At 34.3% G+C, this 25,361-nt stretch carries 22 protein-coding genes and 1 other annotated feature; of the genes, 11 read left to right on the top strand and 11 right to left on the bottom strand.

Annotated elements, in window-relative coordinates:
- Positions 1-61: 61 nt before the first annotated feature.
- The 6 genes from EKH84_RS15845 to EKH84_RS15870 all read right to left on the bottom strand — a co-directional run bounded on the left by EKH84_RS15845 (position 62) and on the right by EKH84_RS15870 (position 12,150).
- A complete protein-coding gene (locus tag EKH84_RS15845; protein ID WP_127068112.1) occupies positions 62-3,529 on the bottom strand; it encodes a DNA polymerase III subunit alpha in 3,468 nt (1,155 codons plus the stop codon).
- Positions 3,530-3,805: 276 nt separating this feature from the next.
- Positions 3,806-5,044 carry an aminotransferase class I/II-fold pyridoxal phosphate-dependent enzyme gene (locus EKH84_RS15850; RefSeq protein WP_243118681.1) on the bottom strand — a complete coding sequence of 413 codons (1,239 nt, stop codon included), beginning with the start codon at positions 5,042-5,044 and terminating at the stop codon, positions 3,806-3,808.
- A 378-nt stretch (positions 5,045-5,422) separates the two neighbouring features.
- Positions 5,423-7,849 carry a phenylalanine--tRNA ligase subunit beta gene (pheT, locus tag EKH84_RS15855; protein ID WP_127067046.1) on the bottom strand — a complete coding sequence of 809 codons (2,427 nt, stop codon included), beginning with the start codon at positions 7,847-7,849 and terminating at the stop codon, positions 5,423-5,425.
- A gap of 24 nt (positions 7,850-7,873) precedes the next feature.
- Complete coding sequence (pheS, locus tag EKH84_RS15860) at positions 7,874-8,893, bottom strand: phenylalanine--tRNA ligase subunit alpha (protein ID WP_013657593.1); 1,020 nt, start codon at positions 8,891-8,893, stop codon at positions 7,874-7,876.
- Positions 8,894-8,975: 82 nt separating this feature from the next.
- Positions 8,976-9,206, bottom strand: a binding site (T-box leader).
- A 105-nt stretch (positions 9,207-9,311) separates the two neighbouring features.
- Positions 9,312-10,853 carry a cellulase family glycosylhydrolase gene (locus tag EKH84_RS15865; protein ID WP_127067047.1) on the bottom strand — a complete coding sequence of 514 codons (1,542 nt, stop codon included), beginning with the start codon at positions 10,851-10,853 and terminating at the stop codon, positions 9,312-9,314.
- 37 nt (positions 10,854-10,890) lie between these two features.
- A complete protein-coding gene (locus EKH84_RS15870) occupies positions 10,891-12,150 on the bottom strand; it encodes a cellulose binding domain-containing protein (RefSeq protein ID WP_127067048.1) in 1,260 nt (419 codons plus the stop codon).
- Positions 12,151-12,343: 193 nt separating this feature from the next.
- On the opposite strand from EKH84_RS15870, the gene EKH84_RS15875 reads away from it, so the two are divergent.
- The 6 genes from EKH84_RS15875 (at position 12,344) to EKH84_RS15900 (ending at position 18,833) form a co-directional block, all read left to right on the top strand.
- Positions 12,344-13,603, top strand: coding sequence for a 6-phosphofructokinase (locus tag EKH84_RS15875; protein ID WP_127067049.1), 1,260 nt, complete (start codon positions 12,344-12,346; stop codon positions 13,601-13,603).
- Positions 13,604-13,816: 213 nt separating this feature from the next.
- The gene (locus EKH84_RS15880; RefSeq protein WP_330547549.1) at positions 13,817-14,080 is read left to right on the top strand and encodes a hypothetical protein; all 264 of its coding nucleotides are present in this window, start codon (positions 13,817-13,819) and stop codon (positions 14,078-14,080) included.
- Positions 14,071-15,171, top strand: coding sequence for a prephenate dehydrogenase (locus EKH84_RS15885; RefSeq protein ID WP_127067050.1), 1,101 nt, complete (start codon positions 14,071-14,073; stop codon positions 15,169-15,171). Before EKH84_RS15880 ends, EKH84_RS15885 begins: the two co-directional genes overlap by 10 nt.
- A gap of 257 nt (positions 15,172-15,428) precedes the next feature.
- Entirely contained in the window at positions 15,429-16,499 is a 1,071-nt protein-coding gene (locus EKH84_RS15890) for a stalk domain-containing protein (protein ID WP_190283357.1), read from the top strand.
- 136 nt (positions 16,500-16,635) lie between these two features.
- Complete coding sequence (locus EKH84_RS15895; RefSeq protein WP_330547550.1) at positions 16,636-17,547, top strand: superoxide dismutase; 912 nt, start codon at positions 16,636-16,638, stop codon at positions 17,545-17,547.
- Between the two features lie 170 nt (positions 17,548-17,717).
- A complete protein-coding gene (locus tag EKH84_RS15900) occupies positions 17,718-18,833 on the top strand; it encodes a DEAD/DEAH box helicase (protein ID WP_127067052.1) in 1,116 nt (371 codons plus the stop codon).
- Between the two features lie 188 nt (positions 18,834-19,021).
- Here the strand turns inward: EKH84_RS15900 and EKH84_RS15905 are convergent, their stop codons facing one another.
- From EKH84_RS15905 to EKH84_RS15915, 3 genes are all read right to left on the bottom strand, one after another.
- On the bottom strand, positions 19,022-19,678 hold the full coding sequence (locus tag EKH84_RS15905; RefSeq protein ID WP_127067053.1) for an HAD family hydrolase: 657 nt from the start codon (positions 19,676-19,678) through the stop codon (positions 19,022-19,024).
- Positions 19,679-19,748: 70 nt separating this feature from the next.
- Positions 19,749-20,195, bottom strand: coding sequence for a GNAT family N-acetyltransferase (locus EKH84_RS15910; protein ID WP_127067054.1), 447 nt, complete (start codon positions 20,193-20,195; stop codon positions 19,749-19,751).
- Positions 20,196-20,208: 13 nt separating this feature from the next.
- Positions 20,209-20,757: a hydrolase gene (locus tag EKH84_RS15915; protein ID WP_330547551.1), complete on the bottom strand. Its 549-nt coding sequence runs from the start codon at positions 20,755-20,757 to the stop codon at positions 20,209-20,211.
- Between the two features lie 390 nt (positions 20,758-21,147).
- Between EKH84_RS15915 and EKH84_RS15920 the strand changes: the two genes are divergently transcribed.
- A complete protein-coding gene (locus tag EKH84_RS15920) occupies positions 21,148-21,333 on the top strand; it encodes a hypothetical protein (RefSeq protein WP_013657604.1) in 186 nt (61 codons plus the stop codon).
- Positions 21,334-21,344: 11 nt separating this feature from the next.
- Positions 21,345-21,614 (top strand): spore coat protein, encoded by a 270-nt coding sequence (locus EKH84_RS15925; RefSeq protein WP_127067055.1) that lies wholly within the window; start codon positions 21,345-21,347, stop codon positions 21,612-21,614.
- 313 nt (positions 21,615-21,927) lie between these two features.
- Here EKH84_RS15925 and EKH84_RS15930 read toward each other — a convergent pair whose 3' ends face one another.
- The gene (locus EKH84_RS15930) at positions 21,928-22,179 is read right to left on the bottom strand and encodes a hypothetical protein (protein ID WP_013657606.1); all 252 of its coding nucleotides are present in this window, start codon (positions 22,177-22,179) and stop codon (positions 21,928-21,930) included.
- Between the two features lie 306 nt (positions 22,180-22,485).
- Here EKH84_RS15930 and EKH84_RS15935 point away from each other — a divergent pair, with 306 nt between their 5' ends.
- Complete coding sequence (locus EKH84_RS15935; RefSeq protein ID WP_127067056.1) at positions 22,486-23,268, top strand: PhzF family phenazine biosynthesis protein; 783 nt, start codon at positions 22,486-22,488, stop codon at positions 23,266-23,268.
- A gap of 313 nt (positions 23,269-23,581) precedes the next feature.
- On the opposite strand, the gene EKH84_RS15940 is transcribed toward EKH84_RS15935, so the two are convergent.
- The gene (locus tag EKH84_RS15940; protein WP_207669746.1) at positions 23,582-24,085 is read right to left on the bottom strand and encodes a TetR/AcrR family transcriptional regulator; all 504 of its coding nucleotides are present in this window, start codon (positions 24,083-24,085) and stop codon (positions 23,582-23,584) included.
- A 135-nt stretch (positions 24,086-24,220) separates the two neighbouring features.
- On the opposite strand from EKH84_RS15940, the gene EKH84_RS22650 reads away from it, so the two are divergent.
- Together EKH84_RS22650 and EKH84_RS15945 are read left to right on the top strand one after the other, a co-directional pair.
- Positions 24,221-24,355, top strand: coding sequence for a hypothetical protein (locus tag EKH84_RS22650; RefSeq protein WP_256372378.1), 135 nt, complete (start codon positions 24,221-24,223; stop codon positions 24,353-24,355).
- Positions 24,352-25,323, top strand: a complete 972-nt coding sequence (locus tag EKH84_RS15945) for an alpha/beta hydrolase (protein ID WP_127067058.1) — start codon at positions 24,352-24,354, stop codon at positions 25,321-25,323. Before EKH84_RS22650 ends, EKH84_RS15945 begins: the two co-directional genes overlap by 4 nt.
- Positions 25,324-25,361 lie beyond the last annotated feature (38 nt).

Consider the following 25,361-nt stretch of genomic DNA (forward strand, 5'->3'; position numbering starts at 1 on the left):
TTCAAAGCTACTAACCTTTTTTATTTTACTTAAAACATGTTTAAATAGCAATACCTTATCCTTAATTCTTAATAGTCACACGCTCTTTTCCTAATAAATTTGTTATTTTTTTTACAAACTCGTCACAAATTTGTACATTATACTTAGATGGAAAAGCTTTTTGTGCACCATCCTCGCTATTTTGAACGATAATTTTAGTTTTTCCCTTATAATTTTGGAATATGTGCAGTAATTCCTCTCTCACTTCTTTTGTTCTTTGGTCTGCATCAAGTTCTAAAAGGACGTAAGGCTCCTCTTCCTTAGGCTTAGTGAGTATTTCTAAAGTAGTTATCTCTTCTGCTAATATAACCGCACTCGTTTCTTCCTTTATAGAAATACGTCCTTTTATGACAAATACACTGTCCTCTGGAAAAGTAGTAAACTGTTCGAAAGAATTAGGAAAGACTACTATTTCCATAACTCCTCTAGTATCCTCTAAAGTTAAAAAAGCCATTTTTTTATTTTGTTTTGTAAAGATCACTTTTTTCTCTATAAGAATACCACCTACTACTACACGTTTACCATCATAAATTTGTTCTTCTTTTGTTTCTTCTTCCTCACTTGGGGGTGCTAACTGATCACTGGTTAAAGTAATATAACGTTCTAAGCTGCCTCTTACCTTATCTAAAGGATGCCCACTGAGATAGATTCCCATGACTTCCTTTTCATAATTTAATAGCTCTTTACTATCAAATTCAGGAATGTCCGGTAAATGATCCTTATCTTCTACAACTTCCTCGCTGCCCAAACCAAATAAGTCTATTTGTCCCTGAATATTGTTTTTACGATTCAAGTTAATACCATTGGCAATTTGCTTATAAACAGCCATATATTGACTACGTCTACCTCCTAAATGATCAAAGGCACCAGCTAAGATAAGACTTTCAATACTTCGTTTATTAGTATCCTTACTTTCCATGCGATTATAAAAATCTGTCAAGCTTTTGAATCGGCCATTTCGCTGCCTTTCTTCTACAATGCGGTCAATCACGTTTTTGCCTACATTTTTAATAGCAGCTAGTCCATAAATAATCTTGTCACCATTGGCATCAAAATAAGCATGTCCCTCATTAATATCTGGTGATAGTACCTCAATACCCATTCGCTTACAAGTCTCCATGTAACCAGTAATCTTGGTGGTTACATCCATAACCGATGTCATAAGCGCTGCCATAAATTCAACTTTATAATAAGTTTTCAAATACGCTGTTTGATAAGCAACTACAGCATACGCCGCTGCATGTGATTTATTAAAAGCATACTTAGCAAAGTCTACCATTTCGTCAAAAATCTTATTACCAATCTCTGCTGGAATATTATTTTTGACACAACCTGGTACACTATCGCCATCACCATATAAGAAAATTTCACGTTCTTTATTCATCACATCAATTTTCTTTTTACCCATAGCACGTCTTAAAAGATCACTTCGTCCTAGGCTATACCCCGCCAAATCACGCACGATTTGCATAACCTGTTCTTGGTACACAATACAACCATAAGTGTTTTCTAGAATAGGCTCTAAAGCGGGGTGGGTATAGGTAATGCTATTAGCATCTCTCTTACCTTGTACATATTTAGGAATAAAATCCATAGGTCCTGGACGATACAGAGAAACTCCAGCAATAATATCTTCTAAACAAGTAGGTGCCAGTTCCTTCATGAAGTTCTTCATACCAGCACTTTCTAACTGGAAAATACCTTCTGTATTTCCCGAAGCAATCAGTTCATAAACCTTTGGATCATGATCATCTATTTTTTCAATATCAATATCTATGTCGTGATTCTTTTTCACTAACTTAACAGCATTATCAATAACTGTTAAAGTACGAAGACCTAAAAAGTCCATTTTTAAAAGTCCTAATTCTTCTAGTGTCGTCATAGGATACTGAGTTGTTACAACACCTTCGCTGGCATTAAGTGGTACATACTCTACAACAGGTTTATTGGAGATAACTACTCCTGCTGCATGCATAGAAGAATGGCGTGGAAGCCCTTCTAACTTCATAGACGTATCTAATAAATATTTAATTTGCTCATTGGTATTATAGAGCTCTCTTAGCTCATCATTCATATTCAATGCTTTTTTAATGGTAATCTTAAGCTCATTAGGAATCATCTTAGCTACTTTATCCACATCTGCATAAGGCATATTAATGGCACGACCTACATCTCTAATAACCGCTCTTGCTGCCAAAGTTCCGAAGGTGACAATTTGTGCTACTCTGTCTGCACCATACTTACGAATAACATACTCTATGACCTCTTGTCTTCTTTCATAACAGAAGTCAATATCAATATCGGGCATGCTGACACGTTCTGGATTAAGAAAACGTTCAAAAAGCAATTGATATTTAATAGGATCGATATTGGTAATCTCTAAGGTATAAGCTACAATACTACCAGCTGCTGACCCTCTTCCTGGTCCTACTGGAATATCATGGTCTTTTGCGTATTTAATAAAATCTCCAACGATAAGGAAATAATCGACAAAGCCCATTTGAATAATAATGCCCAACTCATATTCTAAGCGTTCCTCAAGTTCTGGGGTAATGGTATCATAACGTTTTTTAAGACCCTCATAACAACGTTCTCTTAAAAATGTTTCTGCCGTCTTTCCCTCTGGTACATCAAACTTTGGTAATTTCAGTTCATGGAAGGTAAAGTCCATGTGACAACGCTGTGCTATCTTATTGGTATTCTCTAAAGCTTCCTCTGCATAAGGAAAAAGCATAGCCATTTCACTGGGACTTTTCAGGTAAAACTGTCCACCTTCGTAAACCATACGATCTTCATCTTCCATGGTCTTCCCTGTTTGGATACAAAGAAGCACTTCATGTGGATTAGCATCTTCATCCTTAATATAATGCACATCATTAGTAGCTACAATAGGTATTCCTGTTTCTTCAGCCAAACGAAGTGTAAGCTGATTAACTTTTTGTTGATCCTTAATCCCATGGTCTTGTATTTCTAAAAAGAAGTTACCTTTTCCCATAATCTCTTCTAAGGTAAGAGCTGCTGCTTTAGCTTCTTCATAGTTATCATTTAATAATCTTCTACTCACTGGTCCTGCAAGACAGGCCCCCAAAGCAATAAGCCCTTCATGATGCTCACGAAGAAGCTCTATATCTATACGAGGTCTTCTGTAAAAACCTTCTATAAAACCACTAGAAACCATTTTTATGAGGTTTTGATAGCCTTTATTATTCTCGGCTAGTAAAACCAAATGATAAGATCTAGCATCTACTGGCTCTTTATCAAAACGAGTACGTGCAGCTAAGTAGACTTCACATCCAATAATAGGGTTAATGTCTCTTTGTTTCGCTGCTTTGTAAAAATCTATTGCACCAAACATCACACCATGATCTGTAATAGCAATACTGTCCATTCCCAATTCTTTTACACGATCCAGTAAATCATTAATTTTAGCTGAACCATCTAATAAACTATATTCAGTATGCACATGGAGATGGGTAAAATTAGTTATCATCACCTACTTAACTCCTTTCTCTTTTCTGTCCTCATTATAACATAGATGTAAATGGCAATATAGCTCTAAAAAGCAAGAAAGAGGTAGGTTATAAAACCTACTCCGTTTTATAACCTACCCCGCTATTATATCGCTATTTAGTTTTATAAACCTAAAGATAATGAAGAATGAAAAATCAATAATGAATAATGGTTAATTAAAACATTTTCCTATTCTTGTTCTTTATTATTTAGTGCTCTTTTAGCTATAAATTCTTCACTCTTCATTCTTAATTCTTCATTGGTTTTCTATAAGTAATCGATTAACACCTGCTAATTTCACACATACACAGAAGAGCTCCATAGCTTTTTGCAATTCTTCTACTGTAGGATAAGTTGGTGCAATACGAATATTTCTATCTTGTGGATCATTTTGATAAGGGAAAGTTGCACCTGCACCTGTTAATACAACACCTGCTTCTTTTGCAAGTCTAACGGTTTCTTTTGCACAACCTGGCAAAGTATCTACAGCTACGAAATAACCACCTTGTGGTTTAGTCCAGCTTAAAAGTCCTGTACCTGCTAATTCCTGTTCTAATGTATTTAAAACAATCTCAAATTTGGGTCTTAACTCATTACCTAACTTCTTCATATGCACACGAATACCATCTGCATTTTTAAAATAGTTAACGGTACGAAGTTGATTGAGTTTATCATGACCAATAGTTTGAATACTCATATGTTTTTTGATTTCTGCAATATTACTTAAGCTAGATGCTATTAAAGCCACACCTGCACCTGGGAAGGTGATTTTGGAAGTAGAGAAGAAATAATAAACGCGATTCTCATTACCCGCTGCATGAGCTGCTTCAAAAATATCTTTAAGTTTAACTTCATCATAAATATGATGAACACCGTAAGCATTATCCCAAAAGATTCTAAAATCTTTTGCTGCTGTTTGCATACTTGCCAAACGATCTACTACTTCATCACTGTAACAAATACCTTGTGGATTAGAGTAAAGAGGCACGCACCAAATACCTTTAATACTTGCATCTTCTTTTACAAGTGATTCTATATAATCCATATCTGGACCATCTTCATGCATAGGTACTGTAATCATTTCTATCCCTAGATCTTCACAAATAGCAAAATGTCTATCATAACCTGGACTTGGACAAAGGAATTTAACCTTGTCTAATTTACACCATGGCAGTTCTCCTTCTGTACCAAATAAAAAGAGACGTGTCATCGCATCATACATTAAGTTAAGGCTTGAATTTCCTCCAATAATCATATTGGCTGGTGCAATATTAAGAAGCTCTGAAAATAGTTTTTTAGCTTCACTTAAGCCATCTAACACACCGTAGTTACGTGCATCAGTGCCATCTTCTGTTATATAAGTTTCTAATGTAGACAAAATATCATTATTAAGGTCTAATTGTGCACTAGCTGGTTTCCCTCTAGACATGTCTAACTTTAATTTTTGTCCCACATAATCTGCATATTTTTTCTCAAGTAATTGCTTCTCTTCCATTAATTGTTCTATTGAACACTGTGTAAAATCTAACAACTTAATATCCCCCTTATCTCAGGCTATTGATGATGATTTATTTCTAATAATATAATACACTGTTTTGAAATTTTTGCAAGTCAATACTTAAATTCTTGCAAACTTTTTTTATAGATTTGTTTGTTTTATATATTTTTTATATATAATCTTCTTATTTAAACGACATTTTGCCATTTTTAATATTATAGATGGCTTATTTCATTTTTATAAATGAAGGAGTCTTACTATTTTAATTCAAAAAAATGGTATTATCATACACAATTTACAAACTTATAGTCTTCTATTCCTTTATGCTCATAAAAAAAGCAGAGCAGTATACTGCTCCACTTTTTCCTTTTATGATTAGTCTCTTAATTTAGCACCACAATTCATTTCTAGGCCATTAAGGACTTTTTTCATTACCTTTTGAATATCTTCATCTACTAAAGTACGGTCTTCTGCTCTAAAAGTAAGTTTAAATGCTACTGATTTATATCCTGCTTCAATTTGAGCGCCTTCATAAACATCGAAAAGCTCTACTGTTTCCAGTAATTTACCACTACGTTGTTTAATCACCTTTTCAAGTTCGCCCACTAATGTTTCCTTACTTACTAACATAGCAATATCTCTTGTTGTTGCTGGATATTTAGGAAGTGGTTTAAAAGTAACATTATGCTCTATGGCTTCTAACACTGTAGCAAGATCTAATTCTACCATATAAACTCTTGTATCTAAATTATAGTTTTTAGCTACCTGTGGATGTACTTCTCCAAAGAAACCAGCATTTTTACCATTAATTAAAAGAGTCGCTGTACGACCTGGATGCATGTAATCTAATTCGCTATTTCTAATCACTTCGATATTCTCAATATGAAGCTGTCCCATTAAGGTTTCAATCATACCTTTGATAGAGAAGAAATCTGTATTTTTACCATAAGCTCCCACTGTTAGTTTCTTAATTTCTGCTGGTAATAAGTTTTCACCTTGTCTTTTAACATCTGTAATCACTTCTTCTGTAACAGGTTGTTTCACATAGATTTTACCAATTTCATAAAGAGCAGCTTCTTCTACTCTTCTATTAAAGTTAGTAGAAAGAGAAGTTAAAATACCATTTAAGCTGGTTGTTCTCATAATACTAAAGTCTTCTCCAAGTGGATTCGTAATCTTCATCGCATCTCTTAATGGACTATTTGCTTTAATACAAAGTTTATCAAATACTTTTGGACTTTCAAAAGAATAAGTTAAAGCACCATAAATGCCATAACTACTCATGACGCTTCTAATTTGATCATATGTGATTTGTTCAAAAGTTTTTGCCCCTCTGGTAGGTTCTGCTTTTTCAAGTGTTGGTTTAATTTTGTCATAACCATATAATCTTGCTACTTCTTCTGCTAAGTCTGCCATCATAGTTACATCACTTCTAAAAGTAGGAATAGTGACTGTCTTAGCATCTTTATCTACAGCAAACTCAACTGACTCAAAATAAGCTACCATTTCATCTTCTGGGATTTCAGTACCTAAGAAATTATTGATCCATTCTACATCGTAAGGAATGGTTAGGACTTCTCTTTTTCTTGGATAAATATCAATTTTGCCACTTACCACTTCACCTGCACCAGTCATATTAATAAGCTGCGCCGCACGTTCAAGTGCAAGTGTAATATTATTTGGATCAAGTCCTTTTGTATATTTTACTGAAGAATCACTTCTTAGATTTAACTTCTTCGAAGTTTGACGTACGCTATAACCATTAAAGTTAGCACATTCAAAAAGAATGGTTGTTGTTTCTTCAGTTACTTTTGAGTTTTCTCCGCCCATAACACCAGCAATAGCTACTGCTTTTTCAGCATCTGCAATCACAAGCATACTTTCATCTAATGTTTTTTCTTCTTCAAATAGGGTAACAAATTTTTCGCCTGCTTTTGCATTACGAACATGAATTTCATGTCCTGCTAATTTATCATAGTCAAACGCATGCATGGGTTGACCAAATTCAAGAAGCATATAATTGGTAATATCAACAATATTATTAATTGGACGAAGACCTGCTGAAAGCAAACGGTCTTTTAACCATTTTGGTGATGGACCAACTTTTACATTTTTAATAATTCTCGCTGCATAACGAGGACATAAGTCTTCATTTTCAATAGCAATAGAAGCCATCTCAGCTGCATTACCACCTACTTCTTCCACTGTAATGCTTGGGAATTTAAAAGGTTTCTTAAAGGTAGCTGCTGCTTCTCTTGCAATCCCTAGAATACTAAAGCAATCTGCACGATTTGATGTGATTTCATATTCTACGACTTGTTCACCAAGACCAAAGTGAGGTTTTACATCTGAACCTAGTTTAATATCATTATGGAAGATATATACTCCATTATGTGGTGCATCTTCAATATCTTCTTCACTAAAGCCAAGTTCCTCTACTGAACAAAACATTCCTTCTGAAAGTTCGCCTCTAAGCTTACCTGCTTTGATTTTAAGACCTCCTGCTAAAGTGGCTCCATCAAGAGAAACAGGTACTACATCACCTAAATTCACATTTGTTGCTGCAGTTACAATTTGAAGCGGCCTTTCACCTGCTACATCTACTTGCATAATACGGAGTTTATCTGCATTAGGATGAGGCTGAACATCAATAATTTTACCTGCCACTACCTTTGTAATTTCTTTACCGCTTTCTTCTACTGCTTCTACTTTTGAGCCTGACATTGTCATTGCGTCTTCAAAAGTTTTTATATCTACATCTATATCTACATATTGTTTAAGCCAGGACATAGGTACGTTCATTTGATTTTCTCCTTTCTACTTCCCTTAGAATTGTGATAAGAAACGAATATCGTTTTCGTAGAATAATCTTAAGTCATTAATATCGTATTTAAGCATAGTAATACGCTCAAGTCCTACACCAAAAGCAAAACCTTGGTATACAGTAGGGTCAATACCAGCCATCTCAAGCACCTTTGGATGTACCATACCACAGCCCAGAATTTCAATCCAACCTGAACCTTTGCATACATTACAACCTTTACCACCACACATAACGCAAGAAACGTCTACTTCTGCACTTGGCTCTGTGAATGGGAAATAGTGAGGTCTAAATTTAACTTCTACTTTGTCCCCAAATAGTGCTTTTGCAAACTCTGCAAGCACACCTTTAAGGTCACCAAAGGTAATATCTTTATCAATCACAAGACCTTCGATTTGATTAAACACAGGAGAGTGAGTAGCATCTACTTCATCTGAACGATAAACACGACCTGGTGCAATCATACGAATAGGTAAACTTTCACTTTCCATAGTGTGTACTTGAACAGGAGAAGTTGCTGTTCTAAGAACAAGTTGACTATTAAAATAGAAGGTATCTTGCTCATCACGTGCTGGATGTTCTTCTCCTAAGTTAAGGGCATCAAAGTTATAGTAAGCTGTTTCTACTTCACGGCCTTCTACAATTTCATAACCCATTCCAAGGAAAATATTTTGTACTTCTTCTAATGTTTTTTGAAGTGGATGCATATGACCAAGGTTTAACTTTTTACCTGGCATAGTGATATCTAATACTTCTTCTTGAAGTTTCTTATTTTGCTCAGCTGATTCTAAGGCTACTTTTTTATTAGCAAGACTTGCTTCAATGTCTGCTCTTACCTCATTGGCAATTTGACCAACAACTGGTCTTTCTTCATTACTTAAATCTTTCATATTACGAAGAACCGCTGTTAATTCACCTTTTTTACCAAGGTATTGTACACGAAGTTCTTCAAGAACTGCTAGGCTATTAGCTGTTTCAATACTAGTAATGGCACTATGTTTGATCATCTCTAATTTATCTTTCATTGTAAAACTCCTTTCTTATTTTCACTTAATGAATCAGTAATGGCTGGTCATGAGAAAACAAAATAAAAAAGCTCCGTCCCCAAAAAGGGACGAAGCTTATAGTCTCCGCGATACCACCCAAATTTTTATACCAAAGGTATAAACACTCAATTAGCTCTAACGTTGCCACCGTTATCTTCTACTTTTAATCATTTCAAAGATAAAGCTCCAATGTGAAATTCAAAAAATAGGATTGCCAAAAGGTACTTGCAGCCGGTGATACCTTCTCTCTATTGGGTCTTATTTTTCTACTATGCATCTTCTTCGCTTTTCATGTATAAACATATTAGTTATTATTGTACTCACTATCCGTTTTTTGTCAAGTAGTACTATTATAACTTCTATGTCCTTAACGATTCATTAGATGCCATCTGTATATTTATTGCAGGCTATCACTATTTCCAAGTAGATAGCTTTCTAGTTTTAATAAGTCTCCCTCATTAACTGCCCCATCCTCATTAACATCTGCACTCTTTAATGCTATATCTGTTAATAGGCTTACTCCTAATAAGTGTCTTTTTAGTAGTGCATAATCGGTAGAATTGATACTTTGATCACCGTTTAAATCCCCTTTTATACCGGTTTCACCTGGATTTTCAGGTTGTGTACCATTATAATAAGCTGCTACTGTAATCCCCTTATTTCCTAATGCTACTTCATGATCTAAGCCAATAAATTTCCCCTCTGCATTTTGCCATAAAGCTGATTTTAAGAAAGCATATTTGGCTTCATCCCAGGTTGCAAAATCATAGCCTACTAATCCTCCTGTATCTCCTGAATTAGCATTGTAGCACCAAAATGTGTGATGAATTTTATTTTTAATCATATAATCTCTTAATAAAGTCATCCACTTTTCATTTTTGCCGCCATCCATAAAGCCACCCCATTCACCCATTAGTAAAGGAGCAATGCCTTCTTCATTAATATAAGCCCAGTTATCTCCCCAACAATCTTCATAAAGTGTTTCTGTTGTGAAATCTTTTTCAAACCATGGTTGCGCATAAACAAGTGGACCATAATCATGAGGTGAATACACCACTTGTGATTGATAGACGCCTAAATCAATAGGATAGTCTTCAACACCTCTTAAATTCCCACCCCACCAATTGTAATAATAATGAGGTTTCATATATTCATCACGTGTGGTATAGTCATATCCTTCCATTGGATAAGCTTCTACACCTTCAATAACTATAAGCAAGTTTGGATTAATAGCTAATACTTTAGCAGCAGCTGTTTCAGCTGCATACTTCCAGTTGTTTTCATCTGTTGAATTATCCCATTTAGCCCATACTTTATCTTGTCCTGGTTTTCCATGAGGTTCGTTTTTAAGGTCAATAGCTAAAATCGTATCATCATTTTTATAACGCTGCGCAAACCACTCTAGTGTTTCATGGTACATTTCAATAGGATGAGCATCATCATACCAAACCGGATAAATATGCCCCATAGCATTAGTCTCTGCACTATGAATATCTAACATGATTTTCATACCATTTGCCTTGCACATCTTAACCGCTTCATCAAATAGCTGCAAACTACTCATACCAGCCAGTTCTGGATTAACATATTCATTGACATTCGCTTTTTTTGCCGTACCATTTTTCCATTCATAAATCAGCTGAGTAGAGATAGGAATACGTAAGAGATTAATACCCCTGTTAGCCATTTCATCTAGAGCCTTTTTCATATTCACGCTCCATACACCATCGAATACATTGGTTCCTGTATTAAATCCAAACCAATTAGTACCCGTTAACCATACTTCATTTCCATCTTGATCAACTATCTTATTCCCTTTAGTTGTTAACCAATCATCATCTAATTTTGCTGTAGCAGCCATTAATGTGCTAGGCATTCCTATCATTACAGCCATTAAAGCACTTAGTGCTAAACTTGTTACTTTCTTCCCTATTTTCATAAGACGCCTCCTTACTTCCTATATACTTTTTGAAATGTTACTTCACTTTAAATAGAACCGTTATCTTCTTCAATTGTGCATCTGCAATATCTTTCATACTTAATACTTTAAAAGGTGCACTTGTAAAATCCTTTTTAGCTTTAATTTTCACTTGTACCATATCGCCTGATTGCGTAATCAAATCACTTCCATCTTGCTCAGCAGAAGCAAAGAGTAAGTTAAAGGTTCCTTCCGTTTGATGAATAGCTGATTTAAAGCTAAGCTCTGAATTAGGAACAATCTCACCAGCTAGTATTTCCTGTACTTCTATCAGCTCTTTATCATAAGTAAAAACAAGATTAGCATTGTTAATACCTGTAGAAACATTATTAAGTTTTATAGGAATAATGGCTTCTTCTCCTGCTTTTAATTGAAGAGTTTCTAGTGTCATAGCAAAATCGTAATCTGTTGTATCCATAATCTGTAAATGAATTACAGAACTTTTGCCTGCATTAAAGCTAACAACTAATTGATAATCTCCCTCTGCTAGACTCTCTAGATAAGAGGCATTGAAGGTTAAGATTCCTTTGTCATCTATACTATAGTCACTAGTCCCAAGACTTCCCCCATTATTCTTAATACTTGCCAAGGTATTGCCATTAAAAGTGATTTGTGTTTCACAAGCGCCACTAACCGCTTTATTTTTATCATAGCTCAGTTCCAAAGGCGTCACGATTGCATCCACAACACCTTCATTTCTTGGTTCACTTCCACTAATAAGCACGCCTTTATAATAAAGTGTAACATGCTCACTAATGATATATGTATTAGGTGTGGCTTCGTAAGAATAGTCATTTGCTTGATTATAGTTTTTCCAACTGCTATTGGTAATTCTCATTTGTAATTCAATAGTTCCATTGGGCGTTAATTGGCTTAACCCTGATTTGAAACCAATCTCAACATAAGTATCTGCATTTTCAGTAGGACTAGATAAAGCTTCAAATTTGCTTGTTACAGAACTTGTTATGGTTTCATACCCTTTGCTCCCCATTAATCCTGCATGGTCACACCAAAGTGTCTGAGTTAAAGGTTCATCTACCGTATAGTAATACCTGACCTTTAAATCTTCCAGATTAATTGTTTCATTACTTGTATTCGTGAGCTTGATTTTTCCACCCATAGTATTGGTACTTATACTTGCCATCGTATTACAATATTCCAGTTTTACTTGCGTTGTAGCTGCTACTAGCTGACTTGTCAGTAATGAAGTCGTAGCCACAGCCAAACCAATTGCCCATAAACTATTTCTTCTTTTCATCAAAATTCCTCCTTTTTAAGTGTGTTCGTCACTTATTTATTTATAAGTATAAATAATGATTCTTTTTTAACTATGTTTTTAGTTCATCATGTTCAATTTATAGGTACAAAATGCTTTATTATTTGACCTTTTCTTTTGATTCTGCTATCATTATATTGACGAATTATGGTCTCTTGAAAGGAGTTATCTTATAATGAACAGAAGAGGGAATTGTATTATTGGACAATCTGGTGGCCCTACAGCTGCCATTAATGCCTCGCTCAGTGGTGTATTACAAGGTATTTTAGAAAATGATCTTTATTCTAATGTATACGGTATGGTCAACGGTATTGAAGGTCTATTACAAGGCAAATACTTAGACTTATCAGCCAAATTTCAAACCAAGGAAGAACTTGACAGGCTAACACATACGCCATCTATGTATCTTGGTTCTTGCCGTTTTAAATTACCGACTTGTGAACATTCAGAAGTCGTTTATCGTGATTTATTCCGCTTCTTTGAAGCCCACAATATTAAAACTGTTTTTTATATCGGTGGTAACGATTCAATGGATACGGTTTTAAAACTGTCGGACTATGCTAAAGCACATCACTATGATGTCAATGTTATTGGTATTCCAAAAACAATTGATAATGATTTACCGATTACAGATCACACACCAGGTTTCGGAAGTGCTGCTAAGTTTGTAGCGACTTCACTTTTAGAAATTGCGCATGATACCTATATTTATAACATTCCTTCTGTAACCATTGTTGAAATTATGGGAAGAAATGCAGGTTGGCTTACTGCAGCTGCTGCCCTTGCACGTAATAGTTATTCGATGGCTCCTGATTTAATTTATTTACCAGAAGCTGTTTTTGATAAAGAACGTTTTATTGAAAATGTTAAGGCTATTAAAGAAAAAAGAAAAAATGTCATTATAGCCGTTTCAGAAGGGATTAAAGATAGCGAAGGCCAATACATTTCTGCTTCTACTAGCGCAGTAGACTCTTTTGGTCACAAACAATTATGCGGTGTAGGTAAGACCCTAGAAAATCTCCTTAAAGCAGAACTGGGCTGTAAAGTACGTTCTATTGAACTGAATGTGCTTCAACGTGCTGGTGGACATATTGCTTCTCTTACTGATCTCGAAGAAGCTGTTATGATTGGTAAAACAGCTGCTACTTTAGGTGCTCAAGGTGAAACAGCTAAAATGATTTGCTACAAACGTCTTCAAAATAGTCCTTATCAAGTAGAAACCTTTGCTTATGATATTCATTCTATTGCTAATGGGGAAAAAACAGTTCCTTTAGAATGGATTAATGAAGCTCAAAATGATGTAACAGATGAACTGGTTGCCTACTTAATACCTCTTATTCAAGGGGAAGTCTCATTAAGCTTTACTTCAGGCATTCCTAACTACTGCAACATTGACCACTTATTTACACCTGGCTATTTTAAAGAATACAAATAAACTTATATCATTTTTAGGGATTGCCTCATTCATGTGGCAATCCTTTATTCTCTGCTTTTTATATCCTTCTTCTTCAACACTCTGCTTCTTGCCCTTCTTCCAACTTAAACTATACAATTTTTAGAAAAGAATATATAATATTTGAGATAAATGAATTATTATTTCATTGTTACATCGCTTATAAATTTCTAATAAAGTTTAGGAGGCTTTGTTATGATTATTGTAATGAAACAAGGGACTACCCCTAACGATATTCAACCTATTAAAAATCAACTTGAACAAGCTGACCTTTATGAACATGGTATTCGTACATATGAAAGCGCAACTCGTAATACTCTAGATATGAGTGCTATTCCTGTCATCAAATCTAAGAATCACCTGCCTATTATTGTGGACCCTAGTCATGCGGCAAGTAAACTTATGAAAAAACTAAGCTCTATTATTGCAGCTTCTGTGAGGGCATTATCATGCATATAGGCATCATCGGCCTTGGCCTTATTGGAGGGTCCATTGCTAAGGCTATTAAAAGAGTCCATGTTCAAAATAGTTATATTATTGGTTATGATACTAATGCTGCTGACTTACATAGTGCATACGATGAAGGTATGATTGATTTTATGGCCACTGACCTAAAGTCTGGCTTCTCTAATTGCTCTGTTGTATTTATTTGTACACCTGTCACTACTATTAAAAGCGTTGTAACTGAGCTGCTACCTTATCTACCTAATGATTGTATCTTAACTGACGTGGGCAGTACAAAATATCATATCATGCAAGAATTAGAGCCAATGATAAGTACAGATAGTAAACGCATTTATTATGTAGGTGGTCATCCTATGACAGGATCAGAAAAATTTGGTTACAGTGCTTCTAGTGCTCATCTTTTTGAAAATGCTTATTATATGCTTACCCCATTAGGAGATACACCTGATTTTATCTTATTTATTTTACAAAAGCTCATTGAGCGTATGGGCGGCATTCCTTTAATTCTCTCTGCTACTTATCATGACTATGTGACAGCTAACATCAGTCACTTGCCTCACATTATCGCAAGTAGCCTAGTCCATTTGGTAAAGGAAAATGATGGAGATGCTTCTTATCTTCATACACTAGCTGCTGGCGGTTTTAAAGATTTAACACGTATTGCCTCTTCTAATCCTGATATTTGGACAAGTATTTGTTTAACTAACAAAGCACAAATTCAAAGAGTTTTTAGTGGCTATCTCGCTATTTTGCAAAACTTCTTGAACTGCCTTGAAAAGGATTCAGAAAAAGAGCTTTACAGCTTTTTTAATACTGCTAGGCTTTATCGTAATACCTTTAGTGAAGGTGCTTCTACCGATTTGTCTAAACATTATGCGCTTCATATTGATGCTAAAGATGAACCTGGTATTATCGCAAAAATCGCCACCTCGCTTAGTGACCATCATATTAACATTAAAAACCTTAGTGTCATGAGTGATCGTGAATTCGATGTAGGTGTTATCAAAATTTTATTTGGAACTAAAACCGATTTATTATTGGCTACAGAAATTCTATCTCAGCATCATTACACACTTTATTATTAAACAGCTTAGGCGTGCCTATTGAGGCAGAAGATACTACAGTCGCTATTCATGCCAAAGGCCTACATGGACCTACTGCTAAAATAGCCTTTCATATAAAGAGCATGGTATTGTCCTCCTTTAGGACTAATACCATGCTCTTTGTCATATAATAAGCAAAATTCACCTTTATAATTATTACTTTTATATTACGTATTATTTCTATTTATTTACCCTTTGTAACATTTATGATATAGTAGACCATGGAAAGGTGGTATGTTATGAAAAACAAACTCATTAGTTTTTTATTACTTCTTATGATGCTTGTTATACCTCTTCAAGCGAATACCTCTTGTAAGCTTATACTTAATGGTATCACTTATAAACCTACTTATACACCGATCATCTCTCAAAAAAATCTTTTTTTATCGCTAGATGATTTGGTTAATATGACCTATTCTACATACAGCAAAAGTAGCAATAATACTTACCTTTGGTCACTCCCAAAAACAACTTTAGAACTTACGACCAAAAGTAAAATTGTAAAGGTTAATCAAAAACAACAAACTCTTAATACTGCACCTTTTACAGTTAATGATGTACTTTATGTTCCCATTAACTTTTTAAAATTAGCTGATTATCCTTACACTTTGTCTTCTGATTTAACCCAATTTGAATTAACTTCACTCTTACCTTATTCAACATCAACAGATACCTATACCTCTCATACAACTTTATCTACCGACTATACAAAATTAGAGGATATTTTTACACCACTTCTAAAGGAGGATAGCCAACCACTTATTAAAACAGCCATTAAATATAATCAATATTTAAGTTTCGCAAGCAGTTCCTATAAAAAGGATATCCTTGCAGGATTAAATAAGGTGATTGGTTCTTTACCTGAATTAGAGGTAACTTTTAGAAATCTCGACCTACTAAATGAAACACCAACTTGCAATAGTTTAACAACCTATCCTCTAAAAGTAACATCAGAAAATAATGGTATTAGAGTAAAATTTAATCATACAGATATGGTATATGAATGTTTATGGCCCACCTATAATCCAAATAGCCATACTACCGCTATTGATATTAACAAATCCTTAGATGTCATGATTATGAGGGCACTTTATGAAAATTACAGAGATACCTATGATTTAAAAGATGATATTCACTTTTCTCCCATTACAACAGTTCAAATGGGACGTTCAGACTCTATTACTTATACAGTGTACTCAGATCACCTTTTAGATCAAACACATACTTATACGGTCACTATCTATAAACATATTACACCAGGAAAAATTAATTATATTGTAGATTTAGGTGCACATACTATCACTTCTTAAAAATTTAGCTTTTAAAACCGAGTAAAAACTAAAACAGTATTTTTCGTTTTAAGTTTACTCGGTTTTTTAGTGCCCAAAACATTTCCACCATAATATTATAGTAATGTAAAATATTACATTAAAAGGATGTCTTATTATGAATAATCTTATGAGTTTATTTTTACTTTCTACAGCAACGACTGCTCATCAGAAAAAAGTAGCCGCTTCGTATAAATATGCTTGCCAGCAAAAACAGTTGCTTCGTACACCTACGTGTGCACAGCCTAATCGTGAAACAACAACAACAACAACAACTCCACCTCAGGCCCCTATAACCAAAGTACCTATGGTTAGCTCAAGTGAATTAGCCATGCTTAATACGCTTTATCAAGCAGATGAAGCTACTGATATACCTGCTTCCACTGGTCCTTTTGAACTACCTCCCTTGGAATATAACTATAATGCTTTAGAACCATATATTGACGAAGCAACCATGCGTGTCCATCATGACGGACATCATCGTACCTATGTTAATAACTTAAATGCGGCTTTGTCACGTTACCCTGAGTTTTATGCTTATACTCTAGAAGAGCTTTTACTTTTTTCTGACCGCTTACCTAGTGATATTCAAACACAAGTTATTAATAACGCTGGCGGCCATTATAATCACTCTCTTACTTGGAAGCTCATAGGTCCACCTACAAATTCCGAACCAACGGGACAGTTAAAAACAGCTATTGAAACCCAATTTGGTACTTTTGATAACTTTAAAGCAGCGCTTACATTAGCAGCCTTAAGTATATTTGGTTCTGGTTATGCATGGCTTATATTAAATCCTTACGGTAGATTACAAATTGTAACCACCGGCAATCAAACGACCCCTATTCCGCTTCGTGGCGTTCCTCTGTTACCTATTGACGTTTGGGAACATGCTTATTATCTCAAACATCAAAACAAACGTGGCAATTATATTAGTGACTTCTTTAACGTCATTAACTGGGATCGTCTAGGTGAACGTTATGATGCTGCTCTAGCTAGCTTAAATCTCCCCACTAGTACCTCACAATAATCTGATACTTCTTTTCTGCTAGAAATCAGAGGGTAATCATGCTTCTTATTTCTAGCAGTCTCTCTCACATCATACTTTTTTCAATACAATTTTTTTTAGCGCCTTGTCCCTATCTATCAAAACATGATATGATGTTACATAGTATAAAGATGAGATGAAAGGTCATAACTATGAATTTTAAAACACTAGGGATTTCCCCTGAAATGATAAATCACTTAAAAAAATCAGGTATCACAATGCCAACCCCTATTCAAGAGCAAACAATCCCCCTTATTTTATCAGGAAAGGATGTTATTGGTGAGGCACAAACAGGTACAGGTAAAACATTAGCTTTTTTACTTCCTCTTTTTGAAAAGCTTTCTTCTAAAAGCCCTAACATCCAAGCCCTTGTTTTATCTCCTACAAGAGAGCTTGCTATTCAAATCACCCAAGAAGCAAAAAAGTTAGCTGAAGCTAAGGCTATCGGCATTCTACCTATTTATGGTGGACAAGATACAGCCATGCAGCTAAAGAAATTAGGAAAACCTGTTCATTTAGTTATTGCTACGCCAGGACGTTTACTAGACCACATTGGCAGAAAAAGTATTGATTTAAGCAAAACCACTACCTTTGTTTTAGATGAAGCCGACCAGATGCTTTTAATGGGCTTTAAAAATGACGTAGAAAGTATCACTAAGCAGCTTCCTAAAAAGCGTCAAACCTTATGTTTTTCAGCTACTATGGATGCACCAGTTAAAAAACTTGCTTACCGCTATACTTCTTCTCCTACAACTGTAACGATTGCTAAAAAGAAAATAACTATTGAAGCCATCCATCAAGAAATTGTAGAGACCACTGATCGTCATAAACAAGCTGCTCTTCTTCAGGTATTAAGCGAAGATAATCCTTATATGGCTATTATCTTCTGCCGCACCAAACGCCGTGTTGAAGTGCTTTATGAAGCTATGAAAGATAAAGACTATAACTGCGTAAGGCTTCATAGCGATATTTTACAATCCAAAAGAGAGCGCATCATGAAAAGCTTTAAAAAAGGTGATATTCAATACCTTATAGCTACGGATGTTGCTGCTCGTGGTCTTGACATCTCGGGTGTCACCCATATTTATAACTATGATGTACCTGAAACACCCGAAGCCTATATTCATCGTATTGGACGTACAGGACGTGCCGGAAATGATGGCTACACTTGCATGTTTATGGCTCCAAAAAACGAAAAAGAAGTATCTGAAATCGAAGCACATATCCGCTTTAAAATCCCACGTCGCATACTTCAAGATATACTTTAATTACCTAACGAAAAAGTGCCATAAAATCAATTGATCTAGCAAATAGTCACATTAGCTTCTTATAAAATTATAAAAACACGACATGAGTTAACTTGCTAAAGCCAACTCATGTCGTGTTTTGTTATATCCTATTCAATCATAATAGACCTAGCCATATCAATCTATCACATCTTAGTTTTCTATATGAGTTAATGATGTAACAGAAATTCTTGTAGATTCATTACATTATTAACTATGTAATCTGCTCCAGCTAATTCTAATTCACCCTCTTCTGCATATCCAAATTTAACACCAATAGAATGAATATGACATGCCTTTGCACCTAGTATATCCTGTTTTCTGTCTCCCACCATAATGGTCTCATACTTATCTTCCTCATTTAACTTTAATTGCTTAAATACTTCTTGTATAACCTCAGCCTTATTACTTCGTGTACCATCCAATTCGCTTCCGACTATCACCTCAAAATATTGTTTAAGGTGATAATTTTCTAGTATTTTTTCAGCATAGATATAGGGTTTAGAAGTTGCCACAGCAAGTTTCTTTCCCTGTTTCCTTAGGGCTTCTAACATTTCTTTAATACCTTTATAAACACCATTTTCAAATAAACCAATAGTGCTAAATCTTTCCCTATATTTTTCAACAGCCACTTTAGCTTGTGCTTCATCTAAGCCATAGAATGTCATAAAAGAGTGCTGTAATGGTGGTCCTATAAAACAAGTCAAGTGATTTAAATCATTTTCTTCTATATTGAAATGTTTTAAAGCATATTGAACGCATTTAGTAATCCCTTCCTTAGGGTCAGTAAGTGTTCCATCTAAATCAAATAATATACTCTGATACATTCATCTTCCTCCTCAATACTTTTATCTAGACCTTTGTAAGCTCTTCCTTTCTTTACTTATCACTTTGATTTTATTTTACAAGAATAATCAGATCTTCTATTACACTGAAACCATTTTTTTCATAAAATGTCCTTGAAGGATAGTTTTTTTCTGTATTTAACATCATGCCATTCATCCCCTGGGCTTTTATATCGACTTCAATTAAACTAATAAATACACTTCCAATACCCTGTCCCTGCCACTTTGTACTGACACAAAATTCGTCAATGTAATACTCCATCCCGTTAATCCAAGGCTTCTTCATACCAACACTTAATGCAACCACCTCATCATCTATTATTCCAACATAACCCACAAAATAATTATTATCCATATGATTTTCAAAGAATGTAACCACTTGATTTCTAGATTCATACACATCATTCCATGGTGCTTTTGAAAAGGTCTCTATAAATAAATCTACACAAGCATCCAGCTTATCCTTCTCAAGTTTAACAATATTTAGTTTTTTAGCCATCTTAATTCTCCTCTTAATCTTGAAAAGTCTTTAAAGCCTCTATCGTCTGTTCAATCAGCTCATCTAATGTCCAACCCAGCATCTCTGCCCCTCTTTCAATGACCTCTCTTGAACATCCCGCTGCAAAACCCTTACTTTTAAATTTTTTCTTTACAGACTTGAGTTCTAAGTCTTGAATGCTTTTTGAAGGTCTCATCAAAACCGCAGCCCCAATAAGTCCTGTTAACTCATCTACTGCATAAAGTACTTTTTCCATTTCATGTTCTGGCTTTATATCAACCGTTATCCCATAGCCATGGCTTGCTGTAGCATGAATAATTCTTTCATCAATTCCATGTGCTTTCATGATTTCTTGTTCTTTGATACAATGTTCTTCTGGGTATTGTTCAAAATCGAGATCATGTAAAAGCCCTACAATTCCCCAAAATGTCTCTTCCTCACCATAACCTAATTTTCGTGCAAAATATTTCATTGTTAGTTCCACAATCTCCGCATGCTCTAGATGAAATGCCTCCTTATTGTACTCTGTCAAAAGATTCCATGCCTCTTCTCTTGTTACCATCTTTACCATCTCCTGTTTGTATTTCATTAAATTCATTAGGTCTGCTTTATATATTAAGTATTAAACACACTTTATGCCACTAGAAATTAAAAATAAGTTTTAACTCATTTTATATTATTTCATGTAAGGATTCAATTTTTTTATTCTATATAGACTCTTATAATCAAATAAAAAAGCACTCCTCCAAGTAACGTGTATACATTACTGGATAAGTGCTTTTTTGCTCCAGACCCTTGAAAGATATCAAAAATGTTAATAAGAGATACATAAACAAGTTGCTGTCCCTCTTTATTGGTATGTAGTATGATTGCATCTGCTAAAAAATCTCATGAATATTTTTTTTAGTTCTTTCACATATTAAAATTATTAATAATATAAAGGAGGTCCATTATGGCGCAATTAACTGCAAAAGAACTATCTGCAATTAACGAGTTACTAGCAGGAGAGTCACATTTAGTAAAAAAATTTCAACTATTAGCAGATTCTACAACTAATGCTGAACTCAAAACACAATTCACTGATATTTCTAATAAGCATCAACAACATTTTAATTCTATATATGAATATCTACAATAAAGGAGACACTTATGACTAATTACGGAGATAAAGAGCTTCTAACAGATGCACTAGATGCGCAGAAAACAGAAACAAATAATTATAATACTTTCGCTAATGAATGTGCACATCCAGATCTTAGAAATACCTTTTTAAGTATTCTTAGTGAAGAACATGATATCCAATTCCAGGTATTTAATACAATGCATGCAGCTGGTTTTTACCCAACACCTCCAGCTGAACAAGCAAAAATTGATGAAGCAAAACAAACACATTCTTGCGAATATAAAGCATCAAAATAACAAACTCTCATAAACCTTTATAAATAGCCAGTAATCTATGTTTTGAGTTATTCCACATAAATTACTGGTTATTATGCTCCTTAGACTATTAAAAAATAAGCGTTCATCTGTATATCTTCTAAAACCTTATCATATACAAATGAATGCTTGACCATTCCTACCCTGTGCAGTATTTTTATTTTTTATGTTATTATAGCTGATATATATAATCAATTATCTAGTTTTTACTCATTAAGCTAGGGCAAACACTTGTCTTACAACTAGCATTGATCTATCCTTTTATGCTTTAGGTATTTATAATCATTCAAAAGGGTTAACCCTGTAGACCTTTTGACTGTCTTTCCATATCTTCAATGACAATATCATAAATTTCACCAAGTGAAGCACAGTATTCTAACACTTCCCAAGGTTCATTGGTATGGTAATGAATTTTAATGAGTTCTTCATCTCCTACTGCTAGTAGGCAGTCTCCCTTTAAATGATGATTAAAATAATCATTGATCTTATCTTCATCAAGATTTTTTCCTTCAATCAATAGTTGTGTATCATATCTGAATTCTAGCATATCCTTCTCCTTTTCTAATCTCTATTTACTCATTTAATTATTTATTTAGCTTTAGTTAAATATTATACCCCTATAAATATATCGTCAAGATACTGGTTTTTTTATAAAATGGACCTATATATAAAACTACAAAAAGTATGCATTTAGTGCTTGAATAGAAACAAAGATGTGCGAGAACTTTGACAATGATGTGCCTTTTTATTTGACAGATATATATCGAAATATTAGAATTAATAAAATATAATTAATTTTACAATTATTAAACGAAATGTACAAAATAATTAAAAATGAGGGGTGAAGAGAATTATGAAGTATTATGTAATTGATGCGTTTGCTAGCCAACTTTTTAAAGGCAATCCAGCTGGGGTTTGTCTGCTTGATAGCAAAATTCCAGATGCTTTGATGCAAAAAATAGCTTTTGAAAACAATCTTGCAGAAACTGCGTTTTTATTACATACAGAAGGTTCGTACCACTTACGCTGGTTTACACCTGAAGTTGAAATTGATTTATGTGGTCATGCAACACTGGCAACCGCATTTGTAGTTATGAATTATGTTGATCCTGCATTAACACATATCAGTTTTGAGACCAAAAGTGGGCTCCTATCTGTTACCCGCAATAACGACATGTATACTATGAACTTTCCCAGCAGAATGCCTCAGCCAATAGAGATAACTCCTTTTTTAGAAAAGGCACTAAACTGTCATGTACTGGAGACTCATTTATCAAGAGACTTACTTGTTTTAGTAGAAAATGAAGCTACAGTTATAAACCTAGATATAAATATCAATATGTTGGCTGAAATGAGCAAAGATATTTCCTTTGCTGTGATTGTCACCGCGAAGGGAGATAGCTGCGATTTTGTATCAAGGTTTTTTGCACCAAATGCAGGGATTAATGAAGACCCAGTAACAGGCTCTGCACATAGTACACTAATACCATTTTGGAGCAAACGACTCAATAAATCAAAAATGGTAGCAAAACAACTATCTCAACGAGGTGGGACATTAATTTGCGAGTATTTAGGAGAAAGAGTAAATATAAGTGGCAAGGCCATTTGCTATCTTGCTGGCGATATAATCCTATAGAGACCACTTATTTATAATTTTTCACAATACGAACCATGCAATATACTCTTGCATACAATATACTAGATTTTCTCTTTTTTGCCCCCATAATTAAGAGATTACTGTTTTAATGACACATTTCATTTACACCATATATAATTACTTCATAACATTGTAGTAAAATCAAATCCTAAAGGTTTTTATACTCTGCTTAGAAAAGCTTACTAGTATTTTTCTAAGCATTTTTTAATGCATAAATTAAACAAACTATATTTATTAATTACTAATCTAAATAACTATTTGATTAGCTAACTATTCTGTTGCTAACTTAATTTTACAAGTTCCTGCTTTTCAGTAGCTTAGTCATTTCTTCGCCTGATTCCTGCATTCCTCTTAAAAACCATTCTTCAATCCACCCATAAATGCCATTGGCAATAAAGGCGGCAGTGTATGCACCAAAGTTGGGATACTCCGCCTTGGGACCTAAAGCATCCATAATAATATCTTTAAAAAAACAAAAGATGCCCCTATCCCTTAACAACAAATAAAAATCTTTATATTCTGTGATATAAGCAAATATATCTCCAAGAATATCGTCCTCAGTATGTTCGCTCACTTTGGGGTGGTTTTTATTCCATTCATTTAATGTTAAAGACATATACTCTTTGATGACAGTCTCTTTATTATCATAATTACGATAAAAAGAAATACGGCTAACCTGAGCAGCAGTAGTAATTTCACTTACAGAAATATCCTTCAATTCTTTTTCTTTCAACAATGTAAGCAAAGCGTTAGTAATCTGCTTTTTTACATAACTATTTTTTTCAGCATTATCCACGATGTTACATTCCTCCTTATTTTGTATCATTTTCTTAAATCTCTTGACTATGCAAAAACAAAATGTTACATTTGTTACACCTCAATGTAACACTTGTTACATCCAGGTGTCAAGTAATTTTAGGAGGAAAGTATTATGGCTATTACAACCAAACGAGTTCTTATTCTTATTATCGTTATCATTGTTGCTGCTGTATTAGGTCGGTTAACTGTGAGAGCTACTATGAACCTTTTGTTAGGGGGCACAATGTTTGGAGGGAATTTCCTATGAGAAAAGAAAGAAAGAGCACAAAAATAATGTTTATATTTATATGTATATTAGCCTTTATCATTTCATTTGTGAGCTCCGCTATATTTAAGATGACCTATCAACCTAAATGGGCTAAAAAATATTCTATAGATTGGAATGACTCTATCGGGACCATTTACAAAGATCTTTCTTATGGTGATAATGCATCTAATAAATTTGATTTATATGTTCCAAAGGATAATTCAAAAGAAAATTATGGATTGCTTGTCTATCTTCATGCAGGAGGTTTTACATCTGGAGATAAAAGTGACGATGCGGCAATACTTGAATGGTTATGTTCTAAAGGATATGTAACGGCAGGTATCAATTATACACTTCGTACCAATGAAAATGATGCTAGTGTTTATTCACAATCAATGGATATAAAAGAAGCTATTCCAGTTGTTGTGGAAGAAGCTAAAAAGCTTGGATACAATTTAAATGAAATGGTTATAAGTGGTGGCTCAGCAGGTGGAACACTTGCCATGCTATATGCCTATAGAGATGCTGAAGAATCTCCTATACCAGTTAAAATGATGTTTGAAATGGTTGGACCATCAAGTTTCTTCGCTGAAGACTGGGATAATTATGGATTAGATAAAAATAATGAAGCAGCAGCAGGACTATTTGCCCTAATGGTTGGCACAGAGATAGATAAAGATGTTATTGGAACAACTGAGCTTCAAGAAATAATGAAACCTATATCAGGTTATGCGTGGGTTAATGAAAAATCAGTTCCTTCAGTCATTGCTTATGGAAAATACGATAAGATATGTCCATATAAAACTGTAGCACATCTAGTTAACGCATTAAAAGAGAACAATGTAGATTATCAATATTTTGAAGCACCACATTCAGGTCACGGACTTCAAAATGACAATAAGGTATATGAAGCATTTATGGATACAGTTGTTAACTATTTAGATAAATATATGCCCGTAGAAAACTAAAGGATAGGTAACTAGTAAATCACAATAAGATTTGCTAT

The organism is Cellulosilyticum sp. WCF-2 (assembly GCF_003990395.1).
Taxonomy (GTDB): domain Bacteria; phylum Bacillota; class Clostridia; order Lachnospirales; family Cellulosilyticaceae; genus Cellulosilyticum; species Cellulosilyticum lentocellum.